Source organism: Deferrisoma palaeochoriense (assembly GCF_054656955.1).
In genome coordinates this window covers 1-277 of sequence record NZ_BAAHXI010000213.1, presented here as the reverse complement: position 1 = coordinate 277, position 277 = coordinate 1, and the positions used below count along the sequence as shown (strand labels likewise).

The 277-nt window shown below is 56.7% G+C and carries 1 pseudogene; it reads right to left on the bottom strand.

The features are described from left to right. A pseudogene (locus ACYQ8L_RS18745) lies at positions 1–223 on the bottom strand (hypothetical protein); the annotation flags it as partial. Positions 224–277: the final 54 nt, after the last annotated feature.

Here is a 277-nt window from a genome sequence, read left to right as displayed (position 1 = left end):
TCGTCTCCGCCTCGCTCAGCCGCTCCGACTTCCGACCAAACAGCCGGTGCTTCAGGAACTGTACCTCCTCCTGCAACAACACGACGTCCGACCGAAGCTTCTGGTTCTCTTCGGCCAGCGCTTCGTTACGTGCAGCGAGGGCAGTCTTCTCTTCCTGAAGAGCCAAGAGAAGACTGCGCAGGGCGTCTATATCATGATGGAGGGCAGGATCTATCGTTTCCATGTCCCGCCCTATACCACATAGGGCCCCGTCGTGTCCAGCGCTTTTTCTATAAAA